Raw genomic sequence first — 22945 nt, 5'->3', positions numbered from 1 at the left:
ATGAGCGACTCCCGTGCCGAGACCCTGCGCCGCCGGTCCGCAGGCGTCGTCTTCCTGCTGGTGCCCGCCCTGCTGGCCTGGCTGGCGGTGGCCGTCTACGACAAGAGCTTCACCGAGTCCGACCCGGTCGTCGTCCAGGCCGGCAGCATCGGCAACGAGATGCACCTCGGCGCCGAGGTGAAACTGCGCGGCGTCGTCATCGGCGAGGTCCGCAGGATCGACGCCGTCGACGGCGGAGCCCGCCTCACCCTCGCCATGCGCCCCGGAACCCTGGAGCACGTCCCCTCCGACGTACGCGCGCAGATGCTGCCCACCACGCTCTTCGGCGAACGCTTCGTGGCCCTCGTACCGCCCGAGAGCCCCTCGGCGCGACCGCTGGGCCCCGGCGCCGTCATCCCCGAGGACCGCTCCAGCAACGCCGTCGAACTCCAGCAGGTCCTCGACAACGTCCTGCCGATGCTCACCGCCGTCCAGCCGCAGAAGCTGTCGGCGACCCTGTCGGCCGTCTCGCAGGCCCTGGAGGGACGCGGCGACCAGCTGGGCACCACCCTCGCCCGGCTCGACGCGCACCTGCGCGAGTTCAACCCCCAACTGCCCACCCTCACCCGTGATCTGAAAGAACTCGTGAAGGTCAGCCACCTCTACGCCGACGCCGCCCCGGACATCGTCACGGCGCTCACCGACTTCACCACCACCAGCGGCACCCTCGCCGCGCAGGAGGAGCAGCTCGCCGGCACCCTGGGCGCCACCACCCGCACGGCCCAGGACCTGACCGCGTTCCTGCGGCAGAACAAGGACAACATCATCCGGCTCAGCGCCACGAGCAGGCCCACCCTGGAGCTGCTCGCCGAGTACTCCCCGTCCTTCCCCTGCACCCTGCGGACCCTCGCCCAGTTCGTGCCCGCCATGGACAAGGCGCTCGGCAAGGGCACCGACCGGCCAGGACTGCACGTCGACATCACCACCGTCCCCTCGCGCGGGGCGTACGTCCCCGGCCGCGACACCCCCTCCTACGGATCGGGCGGCGGCCCCCGCTGCTACCCCGTGCCCTACCTGGGCGTCCCCGCCGCACCCGCCGCGCGGGCCTCCGCCGCGGCCGACCAGCACCTCGGCCCGGCCAACTCCCCGCAGGAGAACGACCTCGTCAACGAACTCCTCGCCCCCGCGGCGAAGAAGCGGCCCGGCGACCTGCCGGACTGGAGCAGCCTGCTCGCCGGACCCGCGTTCCGTGGAGCGGAGGTGACCCTGCGATGACGAACCCGCCCAGCCACACCCGACGACGCGGCCTCACCGGGACCCTGCTGAAGTCCCTCGCGTTCGTCCTGGTCACCGCGCTCGCCACCACCGTGCTCGGCTTCAGCATCGCCAACACCGGCGTCGGCTCCGAAACACGCTCCTACAAGGCGCTGTTCACCGATGTCACCGGGCTCGTCGAGGGCGACTCGGTGCGCATCGCGGGCGTCAAGGTCGGCGAGGTGACCGACGTCCGGGTCGTCGAACGGCGCACCGCCCAGGTCACGTTCACCGTCCGCGAGGACCGGGAGCTCCCCGGCTCGGCCACCGCCGCCGTCAAGTACCTCAACATGGTCGGGCAGCGCTACGTCTCCCTCGGCCGCGGCAGCGGCGAGGTCACCGGCGCCCTCCGGAGCGGGGACACCATCCCGCTCAGCCGCACCACGCCGGCCCTCGATCTGACCCTCCTGTTCAACGGCTTCAAGCCCCTGTTCGAGGGGCTCTCGCCGGCCGACGTGAACGACCTCGCCGGCTCGCTCGTGCAGGTCCTCCAGGGCGAGAGCGGAACGGTCGACAGCCTCCTGACGCACATCGGCTCCCTCACGAAGACGGTGGCAGCGAAGGACAAGGTGGTCGGCGAGGTCGTCACCCACCTCAACACCGTCCTCTCCACCCTCAACACCCGCGAGGCCGGCTTCAAGGACCTCGTCGTCACCCTCCAGAAACTCGTCACCGGCTTCAACACCGACCGCAAACCCCTCGGCGAGGCGGTCCGTGCCATCGGCGACCTCACCACGACGACCGCCGGACTGTTCCAGGAGGGACGCGCCCCCCTCAAGAAGGACATCCGCGAACTCGGCCGGCTCTCCGGCACCCTCGGCGACCACACGCCCCGCCTGGAGGCGTTCCTCGCCAACACCCCCGGCAAGCTGACCGCCCTGGCACGGCTGTCCTCCTACGGATCGTGGTTCAACCTCTACCTCTGCGAGGCGCGCGTGAGCGGCGTGGGAACCTCCGACGGCTCGAAGCCGCCGACCGGCATCGCCGTGACCGAAGCGAGGTGCCGCGGATGAGCCCCCGCCTCTTCAAGCCGGTGAAGGAACGCAGCCCCGTCGCCGTCGCCGTCGTCGGACTGCTCCTCCTCGCCCTCGTCGCCGCCCTCGCGTACAACGTGGAACGGCTGCCCCTCGTCGGCGGCGACACCGCCTACAGCGCCGACTTCACGGAGGCCGCCGGACTCGACACCGGCGACGAGGTGCGCATCGCCGGCGTCAAGGTCGGCAAGGTCACCGGAGTCGCCCTCGACGGACCCAAGGTCAAGGTGACGTTCGAGGTCGGCGACGCCTGGATCGGCGACCGGTCCACGGCCGCCATCGCCATCAAGACCCTGCTGGGCGAGAAGTACCTCGCGGTCGACCCGCTGGGCTCCGCACCGCAGGACCCCGGCAGCCGCATCCCGCAGACCCGCACGACCTCCCCGTACGACGTCACCCAGGCCTTCCAGGACCTCAGCGGCACCGTCGACGCCATCGACACCGCGAAGCTCGCGCAGAGCTTCGAGACGATCTCCGACACCTTCAAGAACTCCCCGCCGCACGTGCGCAACGCCGCCACCGGCCTGTCCGAGCTGTCGAAGACCGTCTCCAAGCGCGACACCGAACTCGCCCGGCTCCTGGAGAACAGCAAGAAGTTCACCAAGACCCTGGAGGACAAGAAGTCCAGCTTCGAGATCCTCCTGGAGGACGGCGGTTCGCTGCTCGGGGAGCTGAGGAAGCGCCGCGACGCCATCCGCGCCCTGCTCAAGGGCAGCCGGGACCTGGGCACCGAACTCAGCGGCCTCGTCGGCGACAACGACCGGCAGCTCGGCCCCACCCTGAAGGCCCTCAGCCGCGTCACCGGCGTCCTGGAGAAGAACAGCGGCCAGCTGGACAAGACGCTCGCACTCATCGGCCCGTACTACCGGCTCGTCGGCAACACCCTCGGCAGCGGCCGCTGGTTCGACAGCTACCTCTGCGGCGTCGTGCCCCGTACCTATCTGCCCGAAGCCTCGCAGCCCAAGACCGGATGCATGCCGCCGCGGACCAAGGCGACGGCCAAGGGGAGCGGTGAACGATGAACAGAGCCAGGAAACCCCTCGTCGCCGGCCTCGCCCTGGCGGTGCTCGCCGCCTGCGGTCTCGTCGCCGTACGCGTCCTCGGCGACGACGGCACCCGCGTCACCGCCTGGTTCGACCGGGCCGTCGGCATCTACGCCGGCTCCGACCTGCGCGTCCTCGGCGTACGGGTCGGAGAGGTCGAGTCCGTGGAGCCGCAGGGCACCCGGGTCCGCGTCCGGCTCCGCCTCGACGAAGGCGTACGCGTCCCCGCCGACGCGCGGGCCCTCGTCGTCGCCCCCAGCATCGTCGCGGACCGCTACGTCCAGCTGACCCCCGCGTACAGCACCGGCCCCGCCCTCGCCGACGGCGCCGAACTGCCCGCCTCCCGCAACCGCACCCCCGTCGAGATCGACCAGCTGTACGCCTCGATCACCGAGCTCGGCAAGGCGCTCGGCCCCGACGGCGCCAACTCCACCGGCGCCCTCTCCGCGCTCCTCGACACCGGCGCGAAGAACCTCAAGGGCAACGGCACCGCCATCGGCACCTCCATCGAGGAGTTCGGCAAGGCCGCCAAGACCCTCGACGGCAGCAGCGAGAAGCTGTTCACCACCCTCAGCCAGCTGCAGACCTTCACCACCATGCTCAAGAACAAGGACGGCGACGTCCGCACCGCCCAGGAACGCCTGGACGAGGTCGTCGGCTACTTCGCCGAGAACAAGGACGACCTCGCCGGCGCCCTCAAGGAACTCGGCAAGGCCCTCGCCCAGGTCAAGACCTTCATCAAGGACAACCGCGGCGAACTGAAGAAGAACATCGACCGGCTCGTCCCCCTCACCCAGACCCTCGTCGACCAGCGCGCCTCCCTCGCGGAAGCGCTCGACGTGGCCCCGCTCGCCGCCGGGAACGTCGTCAACGTCTACAACCCGGCCACCCGCACCCTCGACGGCCGCGCCAACCTCAACGAGATCAGCGCGGGCGGACCCCTGCTCCCGCTGCCGATGACCGGCGTGGACTCGACCAGCACCGGAAAGGGGGAGCGGTGAGACGCGCCACCCTGCCCTCCGGGAAGGCCGCCGGGGCCGGCGCCGCCGGAGTGATCGCGCTCGGCCTCGGCCTGGCCGTCGTCCTCGGCGCGCTCCCCGCCGACCCCTTCCGCTTCGACGGCATCGAGGACCTCCCGCTGCCCGGCGGCGCCGACCTCGGCTCCCACCCCTACACGGTGACCGCCGAACTCGACGACGTACTGAGCCTCGTGCCCCAGTCCGCGGTCAAGGTCAACGACGTCGCCGTCGGCCGCGTCACCGCCATCGAGCTGGGCGACGGCACCTGGTCCGCCCGCGTCACCCTGAAGATCAACGGCGACGTACGGCTGCCCGCCGACGCCGGCGCCCGGCTGGAACAGTCCAGCCTCCTCGGCGAGAAGTACATCCAGCTCGTCGCCCCGCGGAAGCGCGCCGGCGCGCCCCTCACCGACGGCAGCGTCATCCCGCTGGCACGCACCAGCCGCAACACCGAGGTCGAGGAGGTCTTCGGCGCCCTGTCCCTGCTGCTCAACGGCGGCGGCGTCAACCAGCTCAAGACCATCACCCGGGAACTCAACGCGGCCCTCGGCGGCCGCGAACCCGAGGTCCGCTCCATGCTCAACCGGGTCAACACCCTGGTGACGACCCTGGACGCGCACCGCGGCGACATCACCCGCGCCCTCGACGGCGTCAACCGGCTCTCCGCCACCCTCGCCGGCCGCAAGAAGGACGTCGACACCGTCCTCACGGGCCTCTCGCCCGGCCTGAAGACCCTGGAGAACCAGCGGGGCTCCCTGCTCACCATGCTCCGCGCCCTCGACACCCTGTCCGGGGTCGCCGTCACCACCGTCGACGCCAGCAAGAAGGACATGGTCGCCGACCTCAAGGCCCTCGCGCCGACCCTGACCGCCCTCGCGGACGCCGGGGCCGACCTGCCCGACTCCCTGCAGGTGCTGCTCACCTACCCCTTCACCGACGAGGTGATGAAGGGCATCAAGGGCGACTACCTCAACACCTATCTGCACCTCGCCGCGACCCCGGGGACCGAGGTCATCCCGCCGCTGATCCCCAGGTCCGAGCCCACGCCCGCCCCGACCACCCCCGCACCCGCCGGCCGGCAGCGGCCCGCGACGGGCGGGGCCGCCCGCGACGGGGAATCGGTCCTGCCGCTGCCCGCCGTCGCGTCGGGCAGCACCCCGGGAACCGGCACGACCGGCCGGGCCACCCCCTCGAAGGACGGAGGCGAGAGCCGGTGATCACCCGAACCGTACGGCTGAAGAACCTCGCGTTCCTCGTCATCGCCGTGCTCGTCCTCGGCTTCGTCGGCGTCCGCTACGCCGACCTCGGCCGCTACGCGGGCGTCGCCGACCACTACACCGTCCGGGTCCATCTCGCCCGCACCGGAGGCCTGTTCACCCACTCCGACGTCACCTACCGGGGCGTCTCCGTGGGACGCGTCGGCGACATCGACCTCACCGCAGACGGCGTCGTGGCCGAACTGCGCATCAAGAACTCGGCGCCCCGGATCCCCGCCGACGCGCGGGCCGTGGTCGCCGGGCTCTCCGCCGTCGGCGAGCAGTACATCGACCTGCGCCCCGAGAGCGACGACGGCCCCTACCTCGCCGACGGCGCCCGCATCGAACAGGCCGACACCGAGGTACCGGCCCCCGTCACCGACGTCCTCGCCAGCATGAACGACCTCGCCTCCTCCGTGCCGCTGGACTCCCTGCGCACGGTCGTCGACGAGTTCGGCAAGGCCTTCGAAGGGCACGGCGACGACCTCCAGGTCCTCCTCGACAGCGGCAGCCGGTTCGTCGAGGCCGCCGACACCTCGCTGCCCGCCACCACCCGGCTCATCGACGACGGGGAGGTCGTCCTGCGCACCCAGGCCGACGAGAGCCGCGCCATCCGGGACTTCGCCACCGGAGCCCGCGACCTCGCCGCCACCCTCAAGGGCTCCGACGCCGACCTGCGCCGGCTCCTCGCCGTCACCCCCGACGCGACCGGCCAGGTCAGCGGTCTCCTCCGCGACCTCGACCCGAGCCTGAGCGTCGTCCTCGCCAACCTCCTGACCACCTCGCAGCTCGCCGTCACCCGGCAGCGCGGGATGGAGGAACTGCTCGTGAAGTACCCGGCGGCCGTCTCCGCCGGAGCCACCGCCGTCGACGGGGGACGGGTGAACTTCGGCATGGCCGTCACCTTCTTCAAGCCACTGCCCTGCACCTCCGGATACGGCGCCACGCGCTACCGCAACGGCCTCGACCTGGGGACCGCGCCCGCTCTCAACACCCGGGCCTCCTGCACGGGTTCCGCCGCGTCCGGGGTGAACGTACGCGGCTCGGCGCACGCGCCGAAGGGCGGCCCGGTACCCGATCCGGCCCGGCCCGGCTCCCTCCCCTCGGGCAGCGCCCGCACCACCGCGGGCGAGCGGGCCCCGCTGCCCGGCGCCCTCGCCCTGCCGGGCCAGAACGGCGGTCCGACGGACATGGCCGGACTCCTCGGCCTGAACACCGGGAGCGCACGATGAACCGGGCCCGGATCCTCGGCGCCGCCGCCCTCGCCGTCGCCCTGGGCTTCTGCGGGACCGGCGCGTGGAGCTACGCGCAGGCCCGGACCGACCAGGAGCTCGCCTTCGGCCGCGAGCGGGACACCGCGCTCGCCGAGGGCAGGAGCCGCGTCACGGTCCTGAACACGCTCGACGCCTCGACCCGCGAGCGCGCGGAAGCGGGCATCCGCGCCTGGCGCGAGGCCTCCACCGGGCCGCTCCGCACCGAACTCGGCCGCACCGAGCCCGCGGCGGGCGCCTCCGCGCGCGCCACGGTCACCGAGGCCGCGCTCACCGCGCTCGACACCCGAGCCGGTACGGCGAAGCTCATCGCGACCGTACGCGTCGACGTCACCCCGCGCGGAGCCGCCGCCGCGACCACCGACCGCAAGCGCCTGGAGGCCGTCCTGACGCGCACGGACGAGAACACGTGGAGGGTGGCGGCGCTGACGGCGGTCCCCGTCGCCGGTGCCCAGGAGAGCGAGGACGAGTGACGCGACTGCTGCGCGGGACGACCGACCGGACGACCGACACCCGGGACGAGACGGCGGACACCCCCGACGAGACGCCCGAGCCCTCGGTCGAGGAGTCCGCGCCGAGCGGCGAGGCGCCCGAGCCGACGGGCCGGGCGACCGACCCGGACGGCAAGGCGACCGAGCCGGAGGACGAGGCGGCCGGCCCGTCCGACGAGGAGGCCGGAGCCCCGGCCGACCGGGGCCGCCTCACCGTCACTTGGCGCCGGGCCGCCCTCGCCACCGGCGTCGTCGCCCTGCTCCTCGGCGGGAGCGCGTTCTTCTACGGCGCCCACCAGCTCCGTTCCACCCCGGCGGCGCGCAACCAGGCGCTCACCGACGCCGCCGCCACCGCCCGGGTCGGCGGTGACGTCGGAGAGGGCCTCGCCCGGATCTTCTCCTACACCCCCGCCCGGACCGACGCCGCCGAACGCTCCGCGGGAAACGTGCTGGGGGGCCGCGCCGCCCGGCAGTACGAGGAGCTGTTCGCCCAGGTCCGCGCGAGTCTGGTCCAGCAGAAGATCACCCTGAGCACCCAGGCCGTCCGCACCGGAGTGATCGAACTCGACGGGACCACCGCGCGTCTCCTCGTGTTCCTCGACCAGACCTCGCGGCGGGACGGGGCCGCCGCCACCTCCGCCGCGGCCCAGCTCACCGTCACCGCGGAGTTCCGGGGCGACCGGTGGCTGATCGTCGACATCAAGGCCCGCTGAGGATGAGCGGGAGACGGGAGCACCCCATGACACGCGCGGTCCGCACTCCGGCGGGCATCCGCCCGGCCCTGGCCGTGGCCCTCGTGCTCACCCTCGTCGCGGGCGGGTTCGCGGCCTGGGCGGGCCGGGACTGGTACGCCGCCGCGCACGACGACTCCGCCGCGTACGCCCTGCAACGCGACCGGGCGCTCGCGGCGGGGGAGCAGGCCGTGCAGAACCTCAACACGCTCGACCACCGGCGGGTGGACCAGGGGATCGACCTCTGGGAGTCCTCCACCACGGGCGAACTGCACAAGCAACTGGTCGAAGGGCGGGCCGAGTTCACCAACCAGGTGAAGACGGCGAAGACGGTCACCACGGCGCGGGTGCTGTCCGGCGCCGTCACCGAACTCGACGACCGCGCGGGGCGGGCCCGGCTGCTCGTCGCCCTGCGTATCACGGTCACCACGCCCGACAGCAAGAGCACGGAGAAGGACAGCCGGATGCTGGGCGAACTCACCCGCGCCGACGGCCAGTGGAAGCTCAGTGGTCTGGGGCAGGCCCCCGTGGGCGGCTCGTCGACCGGCTGACCCCGGCCGCACCGCGAGAGCCGCCCGCCCCCGAAAGGACACCGCACGATGCCGACGCCCCGCCACCACCTCAACCGCCAGCGCCGCCGCCAGGCCCTCGCCGACCAGTCGGCCGCCGCCCCCGCCACCGAGGAGGTCGGGTCCCGGCCGTCCGGCGGCGGCCGGTCCCGTACGCCGGTGGCACTCCTGACCGAGCCCGCCCCCCGGACCCGCACGCGGCCGTCGGCCGCGCCCGAGCGGGCCGCGGCCGACGAGCCGAAGGGGGACGCGGCGAAGGCCCGGCCCCGTCCCCTCGTGCCGCTCGTCGTCCTGTGCGTCCTGACGCTCCTCCTCGGCGGCTTCGCCGGACTCGCGTACAGCAGGGCGGAGGCGCTCCGCGACGACCCCGTGCGCGGAAACACGGCCCTCACCGACCTGGCCCGCACCAGCGAGATCAAGGGGCAGACCGCCGCGGCCGTGGCGGCGCTCTTCTCCTACGACCACGCCGACACCGCCCCCTTCGAGCGGGCCGGGAAGACCCTCCTCACCGGGAAGGCCGTCGCCCAGCACCGGACGCTGCTCGCCGGGGTGCTCGCCAAGGCGGCCCAGCGGAAGTCGGTGATCACCACGGTGGTCACCGACAGCGCGGTCGAGCGGATCGACGACGACCGCGCCCGGGTCCTGGTCTACGCCGACCAGAGCAGCGTCAGCACGGCGGGGCCCGGCAAGGCCGCCGGAGGGAAACAGCCGAAGGCCGAGGACCAGGGGGTCTACGCGGGCGCCATGTTCGCCGTCGACGTCGTGCTCCGCGACGGGCGCTGGCTCATCGAGAACATCGACACCTTCGGCCGCTGAGCCGCCCCCGGGCCGCCGCCGGGCATCCGGAAGGGGTGACGGGACCGAGCTGTCCGTCACCCCTTCCAGGTGGCGACGAGGACGGTCGCGTACATCTCCTCGCAGCTCACGATCCGGGCCTCCAGGCCGGACGCGGAGACCGCCTCCAGCGCCGGGCCGGTCTGCCGCTCGCTCGTCTCGACCAGCAGATGCCCGCCGGGCGCCAGCCAGCGCGGCGCCTCCGCCGCCACCCGGCGCAGCACGTCGAGCCCGTCCGGGCCGCCGTCCAGGGCGACCAGCGGCTCGTGCTCGCGCGCCTCGGGCGGCAGCAGTCCGACCTCCTCGGTCGGTACGTACGGCACGTTGGCGACGAGCACCTCGACCCGGCCCCGCAGGTCCGCGGGCAGCGGGTCGAACAGGTCGCCCCCGTACACCCGGCCGCCGCGCGGCTCGACGTTCCGCCGGGCGCAGGCCACCGCCGCCGGCTCGATGTCCGAGGCGTGCACCTCCGCGCCCTCGATCCGGTCGAGGAACACGGCGCCCGCGGCGCCGGAGCCGCAGCACAGGTCGAGGCAGACGGCGCCGGGCCGGGCCAGTCCCACCGCGTGCTCGACGAGGAACTCCGTACGCCTCCGGGGGACGAACACCCCGCCGTCGACCTCGATCCGCAGCCCGGCGAACTCGGCCCAGCCCACGACGTGTTCCAGCGGCAGGCCCGAGGCCCGCCTCTCGACCATCAGGTCGAGTTCGCCGGGTCCGGCCGCCGCAGCGAGCAGCATCGCCGCTTCTTCCTCGGCGAAGACACAGCCCGCGGCGCGCAGCCGCTCGACGACGCCTATCTCAGACAAGCTGGGCCTCGATCGCGGAGACGACCTCGGGGGCGTCGGGCTCGGTGCGCGGCCGGAAACGGGTGACCCGGCCGTCGCGGCCGATCAGGAACTTCTCGAAGTTCCACTGCACGTCACCGGCCTCGCCGTCGGCGTCGGCGATCTTCACCAGCTCCGCGTAGAGCGGGTGGCGGTCCTCGCCGTTGACGTCGGTCTTCTCCAGGAGGGGGAAGGACACGCCGTACGTCGTCGAGCAGAAGGTCCGGATCTCCTCGGCGCTGCCCGGCTCCTGGCCCGCGAACTGGTTGCAGGGCACACCGAGGACGGTGAAGCCGCGCTCGCCGTACTCCTTCTGCAGCCGCTCCAGACCCACGTACTGCGGGGTGAGCCCGCACTTGGAGGCGACGTTCACGACGAGGACCGCGCGGTCCCGGTAGTCGGCGAGGGAGACCGGTTCGCCGGCCAGGGTCTTCAGGGGGATGTCGTACAGGCTCATGCACAGCTCCTCGGGGGAATAGGGTTTGATCTCAGCATGGGAGACGAACCACTGGCAATCCCGATCGATTCCGCATCCGGGGCGGTGGCCCGGCCGGTGCGTTGCCGGCTCTGCGGCCGGCCCCTCACCGGGGCCGGTTCCCGTCGCACCGGTCTCGGCCCGACCTGCGACGCCAAACTGCACCCGCCGGCCCCGGACATCCGGACCCGCCGCCACGAGGTGGAGCAGGACACCCTCCCGGGCATCGACCAGCCGCCCTCGTAGGGTGCCGGGAACGCGGGTGACTCCGAGGATCCCGCGGGTCGACCGGCCTTCCCGGACATAATTCGCAGGCGCGCGGCACGGACGGCGACCTACGCTGCCCTCCATGATCGACTGGAAGAAGGTCGCGGCCACCGACTGCGCGGTGCCCGCCGACGCCCCCATGGACGACCTCGTCCGTGAGCTGTCCCGCGCCCTCGCGGATCCCGATCCCCTGGTCCGGGACGGCGAGCCGTACGGCGTCCTCGCGACCTGGATCGAGCGCGGGACCATCCCGGCGCCCCGGCGGCTGGAGCTGGGGCACGAGATGGCGGCCCGGTTCACCGACCCCCGGGTCGAGGCCCGCACCTTCGCGCCCCTGGTGCTGGACATGCTGGTGTCCGCGGGCGACTTCGAGACCGGCTGGGTGGACGCGTTCGAGCAGTGGTACCCGGCCGAACGGGACCTGCGCGGCCACGACGGGACGCTCGGCTGGCTGCACGCGGTGGCGCACGGCGCGGACCTGCTCGGCACCTTCGGCCGCCACCCCGAGGTGGCACCGACGCGGATGCTGGACCTTGCCGCCGCACGGCTGACGGCGCCCACCGACCACGTCTACGACCAGCTGGAGGACGACCGCCTGGCACGGGCCGTCGCCCTGGTCCTCACCCGCACCGACCTGAGCGAGAGCGACTCCGTCGACTGGCTCGAACCGATCGCCGACCGCTTCGGCGCCGACCGCGTCAGCACCCCCGTGCCCGCCCACCTCAGCAACTGCCTGCGCACGCTGCGCCTGCTGTACCTCCTCGCCGACCGGGGCGTCCGCCCCACGAGCGAGCTGCCCCAGGAACCCCTCCACCACCGCGAGGCGGTCAAGTCCGGCGTCGCCGCCGTCCTCGACCGGATCGTCAGACGCTGACCGAAAGCCCAGCGAAACCCCAGCCACGGGAGCCCCGAACATGTCGACCCTGCGCGTCACCGCCGAAGTCCTGACCGTTCATCCCCACCCCGACGCCGACGCCCTGGAACTGGCACAGGTCGGCCTCTACCGGGCCGTCGTCGCCAAGGGCGCCTACCGGACCGGCGACGCCGCCGTCTACATCCCGGAGCAGGCGGTGCTGCCCGCCCCGCTCATCGAGGAACTGGGACTGACCGGACGGCTCGTCGGCGGGAAGGCGGACCGGGTGAAGGCGGTACGGCTGCGCGGCGAGCTGTCGCAGGGCATCGTGTGCCGCCCCCGCGCGCTCGCGGACACCGACCTGGTGTCGGCCGCCGCCGAGGGGACCGACTTCGCGGAGGCGCTCGGCATCGTCAAGTGGGTGCCGCCGATACCGCCGACGATGAGCGGAGAGGTGGAGGCCGCGCCCGACCTGCTGCCCTGGGTCGACATCGAGAACCTCCAGCGCTACCCGGACGTCTTCGAGCCCGGCGAGCCCGTCGTCCTGACGGAGAAGCTGCACGGCACGGCCTGTCTGCTGACCCACCTCGCCGAGGAGGGCCGCGTCCAGGTCACGTCCAAGGGCTTCGGCGCCAAGGGCCTCGCCCTCCGGGAGGACCCGCGCAACCTGTACTGGCGGGCGGTCCGCGGCCACGGCCTGGCCGCCGTCGCCGAGCGGCTGGCGCGACGGCTCGGCGCCCGCCGGGTCGGCCTCTTCGGCGAGGTGTACGGCTCCGGGGTGCAGGACCTCGCGTACGGCGCCGACGCCCGCTCCGAGACCGTCGGGTACGCGCTGTTCGACGTCTCCGCCGAGATCGACGGCCAGGTGCGCTGGCTGGACCCGGCCGAGGTCCTGGAGCCGGGCGAGGTCCCGCTCGTCCCGAGGCTGTACGCGGGCCCGTACGACCTGGACACCGTCCTCGCGCACGCCGACGGCCGGGAGACCGTCTCCGGCCGCGCGACGCACCTGCGGGAGGGGGTCGTCGTCCGGGCCGCCACCGAGCGCCACAGCCCCGTCCTCGGCGGCCGGGCCATCGCGAAGGCGGTCAGCCCGGCCTATCTGACCCGCAAGGGCGGCACCGAGTACGAGTGACCGCCCCCGGCGCCGCTCACAGCTTGCGGAACAGGCCCTCCTGGACCACCGACACGAGCAGCCGGCCCTCACGGTCGTAGATCCGGCCCCGCGCGAGTCCCCGGCCGCCCGTGGCGATCGGGGACTCCTGGTCGTAGAGGAACCACTCGTCGGCCCGGAACGGCCGGTGGAACCACATCGCGTGGTCCAGCGACGCCATGTCGAAACCACGCGGGCCCCACAGCGGCTCGACGGGGATGCGGACCGCGTCGAGCAGCGTCATGTCCGAGGCGTACGTCAGGGCGCAGGTGTGGACCAGCGGGTCGTCGCCCAGCGGCCCCACGGCCCGCATCCACACCGCCGAGCGCGGGTCCGCGCCCCCGACCTCGTCCTTGCTCCAGCGCAGCCGCTCCACGTACCTGATGTCGAAGGGCTGCCGGCGGGCCATCCGCTCCAGCGCCTCCGGCAGCGCGCCCAGGTGGTCGCGGATCTCGTCCGCGAGCCTCGGCAGGCTCTCCGGTTCCGTCATGTGCCGCGGCGGCAGCTGGTGCTCGAAGGCACCCTCCTCCGGCAGGTGGAAGGAGGCCGTCAGGTTGAAGATCGTCCGGCCCTCCTGCACGGCCGTGACCCGGCGGGTCGTGAACGAGCGCCCGTCCCGCACCCGCTCCACCTGGTACACGATCGGCACCCCCGGCCGCCCCGGCCGCAGGAAATAGGCGTGCAGCGAGTGCACCGGCCGGTCGCCGTCCGTGGTGCGGCCGGCCGCCACCAGGGCCTGCCCGGCGACCTGCCCGCCGAAGACCCTCTGCAGCGACTCCTGCGGGCTGCGCCCGCGGAAGATGTCGACCTCGATCCGCTCCAGGTCGAGCAGGGCGACCAGGCTCTCGGCGGGATTGGTCACGACGCGTACTCCTCTACAGCTGTCCGACGGCCGTCACGCGGAGGACCGCGCGGCCCTCCTCGTCGGAGGCCGCCAGATCCACCTCCGCGCTGATGCCCCAGTCATGGTCGCCGTTCGGGTCGGCGAAGGTCTGCCGGACGCGCCACAGCCCGTGCGCCGCGTCCTCCTCGATGTTCAGCAGCTTCGGGCCGCGCGCGTCCGGCCCCGTACCGAGGTCGTCGTACTCGTCCCAGTACGCGTCCATCGCCTCGCCCCACGCGTCGGCGTCCCAGCCGGCCTCGCCGTCCAGCTCGCCCAGCGCGGACAGGTTGTCGAGCGCGGCCAGCTCCACCCGGCGGAACATCGCGTTGCGCACCAGGACCCGGAAGGCGCGGGCGTTGGCCGTCACCGGCTTGACCTGGTCGGCCTTCTCCTGGGCCTCCTCGGCGGTCTGCACCTCCGGGTTGGCCAGCTGCTCCCACTCGTCGAGCAGCGAGGAGTCCACCTGGCGCACCATCTCGCCCAGCCAGGCGATCAGGTCCTCCAGGTCCTCGGTCTTCAGGTCGTCGGGGATGGTGTGGTCGAGCGCCTTGTACGCGCTCGCGAGGTACCGCAGGACGATGCCCTCGGTCCGCGAGAGTTCGTACCAGGAGGTGAACTCGGTGAAGGTCAGAGCCCGTTCGTACATGTCGCGGATGATCGACTTCGGCGACACCGGGTGGTCACCGACCCACGGGTGCGACTTCCGGTAGACGTTGTAGGCGTGCCAGAGCAGCTCCTCCAGCGGCTTCGGGTACGAGATGTCCTGGAGCCGCTCCATCCGCTCCTCGTACTCGACGCCGTCCGCCTTCATCTGCCCGACGGCCTCGCCGCGCGCCTTGTTCTGCATCGCGGCGAGGATCTGGCGCGGGTCGTCGAGCGTCGACTCGACCACGGACACCATGTCCAGGGCGTACGAGGGGGACTCCGGGTCCAGCAGGTCGAAGGCGGCCAGCGCGAACGTCGACAGCGGCTGGTTCAGCGCGAAGTCCTGCTGGAGGTCGACCGTCAGCCGGATCGTGCGGCCCTCGGCGTCCGGGGTGTCCAGCTGCTCCACCACACCGCCGTCGAGCAGCGAGCGGTAGATCGCGATGGCCCGGCGGATGTGCCGCAGCTGGGCCTTGCGCGGCTCGTGGTTGTCCTCCAGGAGCTTGCGCATCGCCTCGAAGGCGTTGCCCGGCCGCGCGATCACCGAGAGCAGCATGATGTTGGTGACCTTGAAGCGGGAGGTCAGCGGCTCGGGCTCGGCGGCGATCAGCTTCTCGAAGGTGGTGTCGCTCCAGGCGACGAAGCCCTCGGGGGCCTTCTTGCGGACCACCTTGCGGCGCTTCTTCGGGTCGTCGCCGGCCTTGGCGAGCGCCTTCTCGTTCTCGATGACGTGCTCGGGGGCCTGCGCCACGACGTAGCCGGCGGTGTCGAAGCCCGCCCGGCCCGCCCGGCCCGCGATCTGGTGGAACTCACGGGCCCGCAGGGTGCGCACCCGGTTGCCGTCGTACTTCGTCAGGGCGGTGAAGAGCACCGTGCGGATCGGCACGTTCACGCCGACGCCGAGCGTGTCCGTCCCGCAGATCACCTTCAGCAGGCCCGCCTGCGCCAGCTTCTCGACGAGCCGCCGGTACTTCGGCAGCATGCCCGCGTGGTGCACGCCGATGCCGTGGCGGACGTAACGCGAGAGGTTCTGCCCGAACTTGGTGGTGAAGCGGAAGTTGCCGATCAGCTCGGCGATCTTGTCCTTCTCCTCGCGCGTGCACATGTTGATGCTCATCAGCGACTGTGCGCGCTCGACCGCCTGCGCCTGCGTGAAGTGCACGATGTAGACCGGCGCCTGCTTGGTCTCCAGGAGCTCGGTCAGCGTCTCCGTGATCGGCGTCAGCTCGTACTCGTACGAGAGGGGCACCGGCCGGGTCGCCGAGCGGACGACCGAGGTCGGCTTGCCCGTGCGCCGGGTCAGGTCCTTCTCGAACATCGACACGTCGCCGAGCGTCGCCGACATGAGGATGAACTGTGCCTGGGGGAGTTCCAGGATCGGGATCTGCCACGCCCAGCCGCGGTCCTGCTCGGCGTAGAAGTGGAACTCGTCCATGACGACCTGGCCGATGTCGGCGTACTTGCCGTCCCGCAGCGCGATGGAGGCCAGCACCTCCGCCGTGCAGCAGATCACCGGGGCGTCCGCGTTCACGGAGGCGTCGCCGGTCAGCATCCCGACGTTCTCGGTGCCGAAGAGCTTGCACAGGTCGAAGAACTTCTCCGACACCAGCGCCTTGATCGGCGCGGTGTAGAAGGTCACCTGGTCATTCGCGAGCGCGGTGAAGTGCGCACCCGCCGCGACCAGCGACTTTCCCGATCCGGTGGGCGTGGAAAGGATCACGTTGGCCCCGGAGACGACCTCGATCAGCGCCTCTTCCTGGGCCGGGTAGAGCGTGATGCCCCGGTCCTCGGCCCAGGAGGAGAAGGCCTCGAAGAGGGCGTCGGGGTCGGCGGTCGGCGGCAGCTGATCGATAAGGGTCACGCCCCCATCTTGCCCGCATTCCGCTCGGATGAGGGAACCGGCCACCGGATCGAAGATCACGAACGATAGGCTCGTCCGTCGACCGGTCGTCAACTGAGCGCCGGCACGGGAGAAACGGGGCGGGCCAACCATGATGGGACCGGCGCATTCGCTGTCCGGAGCGGCGGCCTGGCTGGGTGTCGGAGCGGCCGCGGCCGCCTTCGACCACCCGATGCCCTGGCCGGTTCTCGTCGTCGGCGCGCTCATCTGCGCGGGCGCCGCCCTCGCCCCGGACCTGGACCACAAGTCGGCGACCATCTCGCGCGCCTTCGGGCCGGTCTCCAAGGGCCTCTGCGAGATCGTCGACAAGCTGTCGTACGCCGTCTACAAGGCGACCCGCTCCTCGGCCGATCCCCGCAGGTCCGGCGGCCACCGGACCCTCACCCACACCTGGCTCTGGGCGGTCCTGATCGGCGGCGGCGCCTCCGTCGCGGCCGTCACCGGCGGGCGCTGGGCGGTCCTCGCGATCCTCTTCGTCCACCTGGTCCTGGCCGTGGAAGGCCTGCTGTGGCGGGCCGCGAGGATGTCCAGCGACGTGCTGGTCTGGCTGCTCGGCGCCACCAGCGCCTGGATCCTCGCGGGCGTCCTCGACAAGCCCGGCAACGGCTCCGACTGGTTCTTCACGGGACCCGGCCAGGAATACCTGTGGCTGGGCCTCCCGATCGTGCTCGGCGCCCTCGTGCACGACATCGGCGACGCCCTGACGGTCTCCGGCTGCCCGATCCTGTGGCCCATCCCGGTCGGCCGCAAGCGCTGGTACCCGATCGGCCCGCCGAAGGGCATGCGCTTCCGGGCCGGCAGTTGGGTCGAGCTGAAGGTCCTGATGCCCGTGTTCATGCTCCTCGGCGGGGTGGGCGGGGCCTCGGCGCTCGGGGTCTTCTAGCCTGTCCGACACAGAGGGGGGCCCGCGCCGGACATCCGGTGCGGGCCCCCTCCTCGTACGCCCTCGCGGGGCCTCGTACGCCCCCGTACGTCAGCCGTGCCAGGACCGCCACAGCGCCGCGTACGCCCCGTCCGCCGCGACCAGCTCGTGGTGGGTGCCCAGCTCGCTGATCCGGCCCGCCTCGACCACCGCGATCAGATCGGCGTCGTGCGCGGTGTGCAGCCGGTGCGCGATGGCCACGACCGTGCGCCCGTCCAGGACCCGGCCCAGCGAGCGCTCCAGGTGCCGGGCCGCGCGCGGGTCGAGCAGCGAGGTCGCCTCGTCGAGGACCAGGGTGTGCGGGTCCGCCAGGACCAGCCGGGCCAGCGCGATCTGCTGGGCCTGCGCCGGGGTCAGCGACCGGCCGCCCGAGCCGACCTCGGTGTCCAGGCCCTCGTCGAGGCCCCGGGCCCAGACCTCCGCGTCCACCGCGGTGAGCGCGGCCCACAGATCGGTGTCGGTGGCGCCGGCCCTGGCCAGGAGGAGGTTGTCGCGGAGCGTGCCCACGAAGACGTGGTGCTCCTGGTTGACCAGGGCCACGTGCTCGCGGACCCGCTCGGCGGGCATCCGGGCCAGTTCGGCGGCGCCGAGGGTGACCGAGCCCGTCCTCGGGGCGTAGATCCCGGCGAGCAGCCGGCCGAGCGTGGACTTGCCCGCGCCGGACGGGCCGACCAGGGCGATCCTGGTGCCCGGCGCGACCGTCAGGGACACCTCGTGCAGCACGTCGGCGCCCTCGCGGTAGCCGAACCGGACCTCGTCCGCGCGGACCGCCCGGCCCTCCGGCCGCACCTCCGCGTCGCCCGCCTCCGGCTCGATGTCCCGGACGCCGACCAGCCGGGCCAGCGACACCTGGGCGACCTGGAGCTCGTCGTACCAGCGCAGCACGATCCCGATCGGCTCCACCAGCATCTGCGAGAGCAGCGCGCCCGTGGTCAGCTGCCCCACGTCGATCCAGCCCTGGAGCACGAACACCCCGCCGAGCAGCACCACCGCGCACAGCACCGTCGTATGGGTGAGGTTGACGACGGGGAAGAGCACCGAGCGCAGGAAGAGCGTGTACCTCTCCCACGCCACCCATTCGGAGATCCGGCGCTCCGACAGCGCGATCCGGCGGGCGCCGAGGCGGTGGCTCTCGACCGTGCGGCCCGCGTCGACCGTCTCGGCGAGGGCGGCGGCCACCGCCGCGTACCCCGCGGACTCCGCGCGGTAGGCGGACGGCGCCCGCTTGAAGTACCACCGGGCGCCCACGATCAGCAGCGGCGCGGCGAGCAGCGCGGCCAGTGCCAGCGGCGGGGCCGTCACCGCGAGGCCGCCGAGCAGCAGCCCCGCCCAGACGACGCCGATGGCCAGCTGCGGCACGGCCTCGCGCATCGCGTTGGCGAGCCGGTCGACGTCCGTGGTGATCCGGGAGAGCAGATCGCCCGTCCCGGCCCGTTCGAGCACGCCCGGCGGCAGCCCGACCGCGCGGACGAGGAAGTCCTCGCGGAGGTCCGCGAGCATCTCCTCGCCGAGCATCGCGCCGCGCAGCCGGACCAGGCGCACGAACACGGTCTGGACGAGCAGGGCGACCGCGAACAGTCCGACCGTGCGCTCCAGATGGAGGTCACGCGCCCCGTCCGCGAGGCCGTCCACCACCGAGCCCAGCAGGTACGGGCCGGCCATCGAGGCGATCACGGCGACCGCGTTCACCCCGATGAGCAGCGCGAACGCCCGGCGGTGCCGGCGCAGCAGCTCGCGGACGTAGCCGCGGACGGTGGCGGTCCTGGCGACGGGCAGCGTCGTCGCCGTCTTCGGGGCCGCCGGGTCGTACTCCGGAGGCGCCAGGCCGATCATGCCGATTCCCCTTCCAGTGCTTCGAGTTCGCCCGCGCCGCGGGACGCGGTGGCGAGCTCCTCCTCGGTCTCGCGGGTGACGACGGCGCGGTAGCGGGGCTCGGAGGCGAGCAGGGCGCGGTGGGTGCCGACGGCGACCGCCTGCCCCTCGTGCACCAGGACGACCCGGTCGGCGCGGTCCAGGAGCAGCGGCGAGGAGGCGAGGACCACCGTGGTCCTCGTCCTGCGCAGCTCCCTGATGCCGGTGGCGACGGCGGCCTCGGTGTGCGCGTCGACCGCCGAGGTGGGCTCGTCCAGGACGAGCACCTCCGGGTCGGCCACCAGCGAGCGGGCGAGCGCCAGCCGCTGGCGCTGGCCGCCGGAGAGCGACCGGCCGCGTTCGGTGATGCGGGTGCGCATCGGGTCCCCGTCGGTGTCGACGGAGGCCTGGGCGAGTGCGTCGAGGACGTCCTCGCATCGGGCGGCGGTGAGCGCCGCCTCGGCGGGGACGGCGCCCGAGGCGGGCACGTCGAGCAGTTCGCGCAGGGTGCCCGAGAGCAGCACCGGGTCCTTGTCCTGGACGAGGACGACGGTACGGGCGTCCGCCAGCGGGAGTTCGTCGAGCGGCACCCCGCCGAGGAGCACCGAGGTGTGGTCGGCGTCCGGTTCGGCGGGGTGGCCGCCGAGCCGGTCCGCGAGCCTTCCGGCCACGTCCGGGTCGCCGCAGACCACGGCCGTGAGGAGGCCGGCCGGGGCGCGCAGCCCGGTCAGCGGGTCGTACAGGTCGCCGGTCGCCTTCCGCTCCCCGTCCCCGGCCGTGGTCGTGCCGGTGCGGCTGAGGGCGAGGACCCGGGCGGCCCGCTTCGCGGAGGGCCGCGAGAAGGAGTACGCCATCGCGATCTCCTCGAAGTTGCGCAGGGCGTGATGGGTGAGGGCCACGGCGCTGTAGACCGTGACCAGCTCGCCGACCCCGATCCGCCCGTCGAGCGCGAGCCGGGTCCCGTACGCCACGACGCCGATCATCAGCAGGCCCGGCAGCACGACCTGGACGGCGGCGATCAGCGCCCACATCCGGGCGCTGTGCACGGCCGCCTCTCGGACCTCCTGGGAGGCGGCGCGGTAGCGGCCGAGGAACAGCTCCTCGCCGCCGATGCCGCGCAGCACCCGGAGCCCGGCGACGGTGTCGGAGGCCAGCTCGGTGGCCCGGCCCGCCTTCTCGCGCTGGAGGTCCGCCCGGCGGGTCGCGCGGGGGAGCAGCGGCAGCACGGCCAGCGCGAGGACCGGGAGGCCGACGGCGACCAGGATCCCCAGGGCGGGCTGGTAGACGACGAGGCCCACGCAGACGACCACCAGGACGACGGCGGCCGCGGCGAAGCGGGAGAGGGCCTCGACGAACCACCCGATCTTCTCGACGTCGCCGGTGGAGACGGCCACCACCTCGCCCGCCGCGACCCGCCGGGTCAGCACGGAGCCCAGTTCGGCGGTCTTGCGGGAGAGGAGCTGCTGCACCCGGGCGGCGGCCGTGATCCAGTTGGTGACGGCCGTGCGGTGCAGCATCACGTCACCGACGGAGATCGCGGCCCCGAGGGCCACGAGCAGCACCCCGGCGAGCGCGAGCCGTCCGCCGTCGCGGTCGACGACGGCCTGCACGGCGATGCCGATGCCGAGCGGAAGCCCGGCGATGCCCAGATGGTGCAGCAGCCCCCAGAGCAGGGACTTCACCTGCCCGCCGAGCTGCTGACGGCCGAGCCAGACGAGGAACCGGGTGCCCGAACGGACATCGGGGACCCCTGGGTCGGCATAGGGAAGATCTCGAATCTGCATGGCGTCCCAGGGTCTCCGGGTCTCGTCTGGGGGAACGCGCGCCGGGGGTGTGCGACGGCGGTGTGGAAACCGTGCAAGGTTCGCTTTCTCGCCGGGGAGCGGCAATCGATTTTCCCCAAGAGGGAACAGATCGCGCCATGTCCGCTCATCGTCCTCTGGACCGCGCCGCACGACCGCGCTTCACTTCCGCCCCATGAGATCACTCAAGATCATGAGCATGTTCGGCGGCCTGGTCCTGGCCGCCGGGGCCCTGCTCACCGCGCACCCGGCCGCCGCCGAGGGCCCGAACGGCCCGACGCCCCCCGCCGAGTTCACCAGCGACTGGCACGACCCGGTCACCGCCGCCCCGCCCGTCGACACTCCCGGAACCCGCAGCTGCGAGGTCACCCTCGCCGCCGCCCAGTTCCGCGACTTCACCCCCTACCAGGGGAGTTACACCCCGCCGAAGGAGTGCGGCACCCGCTGGAACAAGGTCGTCCTGCGTCTGGAAGGCAAGGTGAAGGGCCGCCAGTACGACCGGCTCGGCCACCTCTCCGTCGGCGGCGTGGAGATCCTCCGCACCTCCACGCCCCAGCCCTCGCCCGACGGCATCGCCTGGTCCGTCGAGAAGGACGTCACCCGCTACCGCGACACCCTCAGCCGCCCCGGGGCGGTCGAGATGCTCATCGGCAATGTCGTGAACGAGACCTACACGGGTGTCATCGACGTCCGCGTCACGCTCACCTTCCACACCGCCCAGGGCCGGGTGAAGCCCGCCGCCGGCACCCCCGACCGGGTGGTCCCGCTCACCGGCTCCACCCTCACCACCCCGCGCAACACCGAACGCGTCCTCGCCGAGGTGTACGCCACCGGCTCCGGCGGCGGCTGCGAGGAGTACTGGTACCTCTCCGTCCCCGACGCCGCCCCCTACTCCTGCCGGGCGACCGACGGACCGCACCGGGAGGTCCGGGTCTCCGTCGACGGACGCCTCGCCGGCATCGCCGCCCCCTTCCCCACGGTCTGGACCGGCGGCTGGTCCAACCCCTTCCTCTGGTACGTCACCCCCGCGCCGCGCGCCCTCGACGTCCAGCCGATCGTCTACGACCTCACCCCCTTCGCCGCCCTCCTCAACGACGGGAAGGCCCACCGCGTGGAGGTCGCCGTCGCCGGGGTCCCGGCGGACCTCGCCGGCTGGTCCACCCCGACCAACGTGCTGCTCTGGCAGGACGAGGGCAGCGAGGTCGTCACCGGCGGTCTGGACCGCCACGAGGAGAGCACCCCGGTCAACTCCTCCGTCTACACGGCGGGTTCCCCGCACCGCGTCGACACGGAGGCGAGCCACCGGCTCACCGTCGCCGGTCACCTGAACACCTCCCACGGCCGGGTCGACACCACCGTGAGCCGGACCGTCACCGGTGACTCCGTCCACCGCTGGGGCCCGGACGAGAACCCGGACGCCTTCACCGCGCGCTGGACCGACCGGGAGAGCGTCACCTCCGGCCGGACCGTCACCCGCACCGACCGGACGTACACGATGGACGGCGAGACGACGATCGGCGCCGGTGACCGGCTGCGGACGGTCCTCACCCTCGGGGACCGCGCCGACACCACCGTCGTACGCGACGGGCGACGCCTCTCCTGGTCGCGGCTCGACGACACGTACACCGGAGACGCGACGTACACCACGGGCGTACCGCGCGACCAGCGGCACGCGGTCGGCACCACCACCGAGCGCTACCGGCTGTACGGCTCGGCGGGCTGCTACGACCGGAGCCTGACGACCGTCCAGGGGACGCTCACCGAGGACCTGCGGCGCTGCTGAACACGACGGTGCCCGGCCCCCGCCGAGGGGGGCCGGGCACCGGACG

At 72.9% G+C, this 22945-nt stretch carries 21 protein-coding genes; 15 read left to right on the top strand and 6 right to left on the bottom strand.

Annotation, left to right across the window (positions count from 1 at the left end):
* From ASD33_RS07005 to ASD33_RS06960, 10 genes are read left to right on the top strand one after another with little or no spacing between them, the layout of a single operon-like run.
* Complete coding sequence (locus ASD33_RS07005; RefSeq protein ID WP_056555095.1) at nt 1–1254, top strand: MCE family protein; 1254 nt, start codon at nt 1–3, stop codon at nt 1252–1254.
* Nucleotides 1251–2306 carry an MCE family protein gene (locus ASD33_RS07000; protein WP_056555091.1) on the top strand — a complete coding sequence of 352 codons (1056 nt, stop codon included), beginning with the start codon at nt 1251–1253 and terminating at the stop codon, nt 2304–2306. The genes ASD33_RS07005 and ASD33_RS07000 overlap by 4 nt, the downstream gene beginning before the upstream one ends.
* A complete protein-coding gene (locus ASD33_RS06995) occupies nt 2303–3349 on the top strand; it encodes an MCE family protein (protein WP_056555591.1) in 1047 nt (348 codons plus the stop codon). Before ASD33_RS07000 ends, ASD33_RS06995 begins: the two co-directional genes overlap by 4 nt.
* Nucleotides 3346–4371, top strand: coding sequence for an MCE family protein (locus tag ASD33_RS06990; RefSeq protein WP_056555088.1), 1026 nt, complete (start codon nt 3346–3348; stop codon nt 4369–4371). Before ASD33_RS06995 ends, ASD33_RS06990 begins: the two co-directional genes overlap by 4 nt.
* Complete coding sequence (locus ASD33_RS06985) at nt 4368–5606, top strand: MCE family protein (RefSeq protein WP_056555087.1); 1239 nt, start codon at nt 4368–4370, stop codon at nt 5604–5606. The genes ASD33_RS06990 and ASD33_RS06985 overlap by 4 nt, the downstream gene beginning before the upstream one ends.
* A complete protein-coding gene (locus ASD33_RS06980) occupies nt 5603–6877 on the top strand; it encodes an MlaD family protein (RefSeq protein WP_056555084.1) in 1275 nt (424 codons plus the stop codon). The genes ASD33_RS06985 and ASD33_RS06980 overlap by 4 nt, the downstream gene beginning before the upstream one ends.
* Nucleotides 6874–7389 (top strand): hypothetical protein, encoded by a 516-nt coding sequence (locus tag ASD33_RS06975; protein ID WP_056555081.1) that lies wholly within the window; start codon nt 6874–6876, stop codon nt 7387–7389. Before ASD33_RS06980 ends, ASD33_RS06975 begins: the two co-directional genes overlap by 4 nt.
* Complete coding sequence (locus tag ASD33_RS06970) at nt 7386–8120, top strand: hypothetical protein (protein ID WP_242426855.1); 735 nt, start codon at nt 7386–7388, stop codon at nt 8118–8120. The genes ASD33_RS06975 and ASD33_RS06970 overlap by 4 nt, the downstream gene beginning before the upstream one ends.
* Nucleotides 8121–8146: 26 nt before the next feature.
* Nucleotides 8147–8689, top strand: a complete 543-nt coding sequence (locus ASD33_RS06965; RefSeq protein WP_056555079.1) for a nuclear transport factor 2 family protein — start codon at nt 8147–8149, stop codon at nt 8687–8689.
* A gap of 48 nt (nt 8690–8737) precedes the next feature.
* Nucleotides 8738–9523 carry a hypothetical protein gene (locus ASD33_RS06960; RefSeq protein WP_056555077.1) on the top strand — a complete coding sequence of 262 codons (786 nt, stop codon included), beginning with the start codon at nt 8738–8740 and terminating at the stop codon, nt 9521–9523.
* A gap of 56 nt (nt 9524–9579) precedes the next feature.
* Here the strand turns inward: ASD33_RS06960 and ASD33_RS06955 are convergent, their stop codons facing one another.
* Together ASD33_RS06955 and ASD33_RS06950 are read right to left on the bottom strand one after the other, a co-directional pair.
* Nucleotides 9580–10350, bottom strand: coding sequence for a putative protein N(5)-glutamine methyltransferase (locus tag ASD33_RS06955; RefSeq protein ID WP_056555076.1), 771 nt, complete (start codon nt 10348–10350; stop codon nt 9580–9582).
* On the bottom strand, nt 10343–10825 hold the full coding sequence (locus tag ASD33_RS06950) for a glutathione peroxidase (protein WP_056555073.1): 483 nt from the start codon (nt 10823–10825) through the stop codon (nt 10343–10345). The genes ASD33_RS06955 and ASD33_RS06950 overlap by 8 nt, the downstream gene beginning before the upstream one ends.
* A gap of 36 nt (nt 10826–10861) precedes the next feature.
* Here ASD33_RS06950 and ASD33_RS06945 point away from each other — a divergent pair, with 36 nt between their 5' ends.
* From ASD33_RS06945 to ASD33_RS06935, 3 genes are all read left to right on the top strand, one after another.
* Nucleotides 10862–11089 carry a DUF6011 domain-containing protein gene (locus ASD33_RS06945; protein ID WP_056555072.1) on the top strand — a complete coding sequence of 76 codons (228 nt, stop codon included), beginning with the start codon at nt 10862–10864 and terminating at the stop codon, nt 11087–11089.
* A 103-nt stretch (nt 11090–11192) separates the two neighbouring features.
* On the top strand, nt 11193–11984 hold the full coding sequence (locus ASD33_RS06940) for a DUF2785 domain-containing protein (protein WP_056555071.1): 792 nt from the start codon (nt 11193–11195) through the stop codon (nt 11982–11984).
* A 40-nt stretch (nt 11985–12024) separates the two neighbouring features.
* Entirely contained in the window at nt 12025–13095 is a 1071-nt protein-coding gene (locus ASD33_RS06935) for an RNA ligase (ATP) (protein ID WP_056555070.1), read from the top strand.
* Nucleotides 13096–13111: 16 nt separating this feature from the next.
* On the opposite strand, the gene ASD33_RS06930 is transcribed toward ASD33_RS06935, so the two are convergent.
* Complete coding sequence (locus tag ASD33_RS06930; RefSeq protein WP_056555069.1) at nt 13112–13975, bottom strand: acyl-CoA thioesterase II; 864 nt, start codon at nt 13973–13975, stop codon at nt 13112–13114.
* A gap of 13 nt (nt 13976–13988) precedes the next feature.
* Entirely contained in the window at nt 13989–16562 is a 2574-nt protein-coding gene (locus ASD33_RS06925; RefSeq protein ID WP_079044618.1) for a DEAD/DEAH box helicase, read from the bottom strand.
* Between the two features lie 70 nt (nt 16563–16632).
* Between ASD33_RS06925 and ASD33_RS06920 the strand changes: the two genes are divergently transcribed.
* Nucleotides 16633–17424 (top strand): metal-dependent hydrolase, encoded by a 792-nt coding sequence (locus ASD33_RS06920; RefSeq protein WP_056555064.1) that lies wholly within the window; start codon nt 16633–16635, stop codon nt 17422–17424.
* Nucleotides 17425–17514: 90 nt separating this feature from the next.
* Here the strand turns inward: ASD33_RS06920 and ASD33_RS06915 are convergent, their stop codons facing one another.
* Nucleotides 17515–19296: an ABC transporter ATP-binding protein gene (locus tag ASD33_RS06915; RefSeq protein WP_056555060.1), complete on the bottom strand. Its 1782-nt coding sequence runs from the start codon at nt 19294–19296 to the stop codon at nt 17515–17517.
* Nucleotides 19293–21098: an ABC transporter ATP-binding protein gene (locus ASD33_RS06910; protein WP_056555057.1), complete on the bottom strand. Its 1806-nt coding sequence runs from the start codon at nt 21096–21098 to the stop codon at nt 19293–19295. The genes ASD33_RS06915 and ASD33_RS06910 overlap by 4 nt, the downstream gene beginning before the upstream one ends.
* A 193-nt stretch (nt 21099–21291) precedes the next feature.
* Between ASD33_RS06910 and ASD33_RS06905 the strand changes: the two genes are divergently transcribed.
* Nucleotides 21292–22899, top strand: coding sequence for a peptide-N4-asparagine amidase (locus tag ASD33_RS06905; protein WP_056555054.1), 1608 nt, complete (start codon nt 21292–21294; stop codon nt 22897–22899).
* The last annotated feature ends 46 nt before the right edge of the window (nt 22900–22945 follow it).

It is taken from the genome of Streptomyces sp. Root1304 (assembly GCF_001426405.1).
GTDB lineage: Bacteria > Actinomycetota > Actinomycetes > Streptomycetales > Streptomycetaceae > Streptomyces.
The sequence above is the reverse complement of the archived record's forward strand: the minus strand, read 5'-3'. Positions and strand labels throughout refer to the sequence as shown.